The sequence below is a fragment of the Candidatus Methylomirabilis sp. genome (genome assembly GCA_036000645.1).
Lineage (GTDB): Bacteria > Methylomirabilota > Methylomirabilia > Methylomirabilales > JACPAU01 > JACPAU01.
Window position 1 is genome coordinate 1 of the sequence record DASYVA010000116.1, and the last position, 4,662, is coordinate 4,662.

Annotated in this window: 4 protein-coding genes and 1 pseudogene; all 5 read left to right on the forward strand. The window is 68.4% G+C overall.

The genetic code is table 11. The annotated features are described in order from the left end of the window. Positions 1-336 (forward strand): NADH-quinone oxidoreductase subunit A (locus tag VGT06_06700; GenBank protein HEV8662810.1); only part of this gene is annotated, 336 nt, incomplete at its 5' end. Further along, positions 327-830 (forward strand): NADH-quinone oxidoreductase subunit B family protein, encoded by a 504-nt coding sequence (locus VGT06_06705; GenBank protein HEV8662811.1) that lies wholly within the window; start codon positions 327-329, stop codon positions 828-830. The genes VGT06_06700 and VGT06_06705, both read left to right, overlap by 10 nt. An 87-nt stretch (positions 831-917) precedes the next feature. Next, positions 918-1,925, forward strand: a pseudogene (moaA, locus tag VGT06_06710) (GTP 3',8-cyclase MoaA). Positions 1,926-2,024: 99 nt separating this feature from the next. Beyond that, entirely contained in the window at positions 2,025-3,152 is a 1,128-nt protein-coding gene (locus VGT06_06715; GenBank protein ID HEV8662812.1) for a Xaa-Pro peptidase family protein, read from the forward strand. A 159-nt stretch (positions 3,153-3,311) separates the two neighbouring features. Beyond that, the gene (locus VGT06_06720) at positions 3,312-4,532 is read left to right on the forward strand and encodes an IscS subfamily cysteine desulfurase (GenBank protein HEV8662813.1); all 1,221 of its coding nucleotides are present in this window, start codon (positions 3,312-3,314) and stop codon (positions 4,530-4,532) included. Positions 4,533-4,662 lie beyond the last annotated feature (130 nt).

A 4,662-nucleotide genomic window follows, 5' to 3' on the forward strand; every position in this document is an offset into this window, starting at 1 on the left:
GCCTTCTTCCTCCTGGTCGGGGTGCTCTTCGTCATCGTCAACATTGACGTGCTGAGCCGGCTCATCCGGCCCTCCGCTCCGAACCCGGATAAGCTCTCGACCTACGAGTGCGGGGAGGAGCCGATCGGGCAGGGCTGGATCCGCTTCCACGTCCGGTACTACCTGTATGCGCTCATCTTCATCGTCTTCGCAGTGGAGGTGGTCTTCCTCTTCCCGTGGGCCGTGGTCTTCAAGTCCCTCGGGCTGTTCGCCTTCATCGAGATGATGATCTTCATCGCGATCCTGCTCGTCGGCTTCGCCTACGCCTGGGCGAAGGGGGCGCTGGAATGGGTGTGATCCAGAACCTCCCCCCCGGCCTCCTCACCACCTCCCTGGATTGGCTCTTCAACTGGGCCCGGAAGTCCTCCCCCTGGCCCATGACCTTCGGGCTCGCCTGCTGTGCCATCGAGATGATGGCCACCGGGGCCTCCCGCTTCGACCTCGACCGGCTCGGGGCCGGGGTCTTCCGCCCCTCCCCCCGCCAATCCGACGTCATGATCGTGGCCGGGACCGTCACCGAGAAGATGGCCCCCCGGATCAAGCTCCTCTACGAGCAGATGCCCGAGCCCAAGTGGGTCATCGCCATGGGGGCCTGCGCCATCTCCGGGGGCCCCTTCTACTACGAGGGCTACCACGTGGTGAAGGGGGTGGACCAGGTCGTCCCGGTGGACGTCTACGTCCCCGGCTGCCCCCCCCGCCCCGAGGCCCTGATCTACGGCGTGCTCAAGCTCCAGGAGAAGATCGCGCAGATGACGATCGGCCGGCCCGAGCCGGCGGCGGCGAAGGCCTAGCCTCCCCCGAGCGCGGCGTCGCGTTGCGGGGGACCACGCGAGCGGCCCATGGCAGAGTTCTGTCGAGATGGTCGGTCGGGAGTGACGGCCGGAAGCATCACCGACACGCTGGGCCGACCGCTCCGCGATCTCAGGATCTCGGTCACCGACCGCTGCAACTTCCGCTGTGTCTACTGCATGCCGAAGGAGGTCTTCGGCCGCGACTACCGGTTCCTCGAGCGCGAGCAGCTCCTCACCTTCGAGGAGATCGAGCGGCTCGCCCGGATCTTCACCGCTCACGGCATGGAGAAGATCCGGGTGACCGGCGGTGAGCCCCTCCTGCGCCGCAACCTGGAGCGGTTGGTGGAAATGCTGGCGCGCATCCCGGGGCTTGACCTGACCCTCACGACCAACGGTTCCCTCCTGGCCAAGCAGGCGCAGGCGTTGAAAGATGCCGGGCTGCGACGGATCACGGTGAGCCTGGATTCGCTGGACAACGACGTCTTCACCGCCATGAACGACGTGGACTTCCCCGTGGATCGGGTCCTTGCTGGCATCGAGGCCGCCGCCGCCGCGGGCCTTGCGCCGATCAAGGTCAATATGCTCGTGAAGCGCGGCGTGAACGAGCAGAGCGTGGTTCCGATGGCCCGCACCTTCCGCGGGACCGGGAAGATCCTCCGCTTCATCGAGTACATGGACGTCGGCCACACCAACGGCTGGCGGATGGATGACGTCGTCCCGGCGGCCGAGATCATCGCCAGGATCAACGCCGAGATGCCGCTCGAGCCGGTCGAGCCGAGCTACCGCGGGGAGGTCGCCACCCGCTGGCGCTACCGGGACGGGAGCGGCGAGATCGGCGTCATCGCCTCGGTGACGCAGGCGTTCTGCCGGGACTGCACCCGCGCTCGGCTCTCGGCTGAGGGCTCGCTCTACACTTGCCTCTTCGCGACGAAGGGCCACGACCTGCGCGCGCTGCTGCGCGGTGGCGCCTCCGACGCCGCGATTGGCGGCGCCATCGCGGCCGTCTGGCGGGGGCGCGAAGACCGCTACTCAGAGATCCGCTCGTCCGAGACGGTCGGGCTGCACAAGATCGAGATGTCCTACATCGGCGGCTGAGGTCCCCGAAGCCCCCCGAGGGGCTGCGCGAGGCGCCCCCGAGGGTGGAGGAGGCCGCCGCCGCCGCGCCCGCGACGGCCGGGGCGCAGTAAGGGCGGCATGCCGGCGAGAGAAGAGGCCACCCTCATCATCGCCGCCAGCGAAGCGGACGCCAATCTCTACTATGCGACGCGCTTCCTGGCCCCGGATCCGTTCGTCTTCCTGGAGGTGGCCGGGGAGAAGGCTCTCCTCCTGAGCGACCTGGAAATTGATCGCGGGCGCCAGCAGGCGGCAGTCCAGACGGTTCTCCCCTTGAGCCGGTACGAGGAGGGGGCCCGCCGGGCCGGCGAGGGAATAGGGCTGGCGGCGGCGACGGCCCGGCTCCTGCGGGAGCGAGGCGTCCCGGCCGTGACCGTCCCGGCAAACTTCCCCCTCGGCCTGGCCGATGACTTGCGGGCTCGGGGGGTGACGGTCCGGGCGAAGCCCGACCCGTTCTACGAAGCCCGGACGGTGAAGACTGCGGAGGAGGTGGCGGCCATCAGCCACGCCCTGGCGACCACGGAGGGGGCGATGGACGTCGCCATCTCTGCCCTCCGGGCCGCCGAGATCCGGGACGGTCTGCTTATGCTGGAGGGGGAGATCCTGACCAGCGAGCGGGTCAGGCGAATGGTCGCGGCCTATCTCCTGGAACGGGACTACCTGGCCCAGCACACGATTGTGGCCGGCGGAGACCAGAGCTGCGACCCCCACGAGGAGGGGCACGGGCCGCTCCGGGCACACGCGGCGATCATCATCGACATCTTCCCCCGGTCCATCGCCACCCGCTATCACGGGGACCTGACCCGGACGGTGGTGAGAGGGGAGGCCTCGGCGGCGCTCAGGAGCCAGTACGCCGCGGTCCGGGCCGCCCAGGAGGAGGCACTCGCGAGTATCGGGGCCGGGGTCGAGGGGCGGGAGGTCCATGCCCGCGTCTGCAGCCTCTTCGAGGCGCGGGGGTATCAGACGGGGGAGGCGGGGGGCCGGATGCAGGGGTTTTTCCACGGCACCGGCCACGGGCTCGGCCTGGAGATCCACGAGCCCCCCCGAGTGAGCAAGATCCCCGCGGTCCTCCAGGCCGGGAACGTGGTGACCGTGGAGCCCGGCCTCTACTACCCCGGCGTGGGGGGTGTTCGGCTCGAGGATGTGGTGTTGGTCACAGAGGGCGGTTGCACCAATCTCGTTAAGTACCTGAAATTCTTGGAGATTTAGTCTGGAGTCACGGGGGATCGCCCCGAGTCGTGCCTTGACAGCCCCCGGGGGGCTCCCTATAATGGGAGAGGTTCGAGGGGTCCTCTCGCGACCAAGAATATTCAAGGGTTAGCCTCAGGACACGCCGAGGGACCCAGGAAGCGCACTGGAAGGGACGCGATGGCGATTCGGTTCCCCATCTACATGGATCACCACGCGACGACCCCGGTGGATCCGGAGGTTCTGGAGGCGATGCTCCCCTACTTCCGGGAGCACTTCGGAAACGCGGCCTCCCGGAACCACACCTTCGGCTGGAACGCCGAGGCTGCAGTGGACCGGGCACGGGAGGAGATCGCCTCCCTGATCGGATGCAAGCCCCAGGAGCTCGTCTTCACGTCCGGCGCGACCGAGGCGGACAACCTGGCGATCAAGGGCGTGGCCTACGCGCTGCGGGAGCGGGGCAACCACATCCTCACCTCGGTGATCGAGCACCATGCGGTCCTCGACTCGTGCAGGCGGTTGGAGAAGGAGGGCTTCCGGGTCACCTACCTCCCCGTGGATAAGCTGGGGCAGGTGGATCCGATCGCGGTGGAGGAGGCGATCACCGACCGGACGGTCCTGGTCTCGGTCATGTCCGCGAACAACGAGATCGGCGTCCTCCAGCCGGTGAAGCAGATCGGCGCCATCTGCCGGCAGAAGGGGGTCCTCTTCCACACCGACGCCGTGCAGGGGGTCGGCAAGATCCCGGCCAGGGTGGACGACCTGAACGTGGACCTCATGTCGCTCACCGCCCACAAGATGTACGGGCCGAAGGGGGTGGGTGCCCTCTATGTCCGCATGACCAAGCCCCGGGTGAGGCTGGTCCCCCTGATCGATGGCGGAGGCCACGAGCGGGGCCGGCGATCCGGGACCCTGCCCGTCCCGAACATCGTCGGGTTCGGGGCGGCCTGCGCGAAATGCGAGCGCGTCATGGAGGAGGAGGGCAGGCGCCTCCTTGGTCTGCGGGAGCGCCTCAGGCAGGGGATCTTCGAGCGGCTGGATTACGTCACCCTCAACGGGCACCCGGAGCAGCGGCTCCCCGGCAACTGCAACCTCTCCTTCGCCTTCGTCGAGGGGGAATCCCTCCTCATGGCGATGAAGGAGGTTGCGGTCTCGTCCGGGTCGGCCTGCACGTCGGCGACGCTGGAGCCCTCCTACGTCCTGAAGGCCCTGGGCGTGGCGGACGAGCTGGCCCACAGCAGCATCCGGTTCGGCCTCGGCCGGGGAAACACCGAGGAAGAGGTGGACTTCGTGGTCGAGAAGGTCGTCGAGCGGGTGAAGCGACTGCGGGAGATGTCCCCGCTGTACGCGATGGTACAACAGGGCCTCAGCCCGAAGTCCGTGGAGGAATCGCGGCGCTAGGTCCGGGCCGCTGACGCATCGCGCGGCTCCCCCGGGGCATCCAACATCGTGGGGGAAGCTGGCGCGTGGGGCACGGCGTGCGGCGGATACTGAGGGAGGCGACGCCGGAGTTCGGCGAGCGGATTGGAGC

Excerpts from the sequence above, each read along its gene's own strand:
- VGT06_06705 (HEV8662811.1), top strand. The coding sequence starts at position 327 with ATGGGTGTGATCCAGAACCTCCCCCCCGGCCTCCTCACCACCTCCCTG.
- VGT06_06715 (HEV8662812.1), top strand. The coding sequence starts at position 2,025 with ATGCCGGCGAGAGAAGAGGCCACCCTCATCATCGCCGCCAGCGAAGCG.
- VGT06_06720 (HEV8662813.1), top strand. The coding sequence starts at position 3,312 with ATGGCGATTCGGTTCCCCATCTACATGGATCACCACGCGACGACCCCG.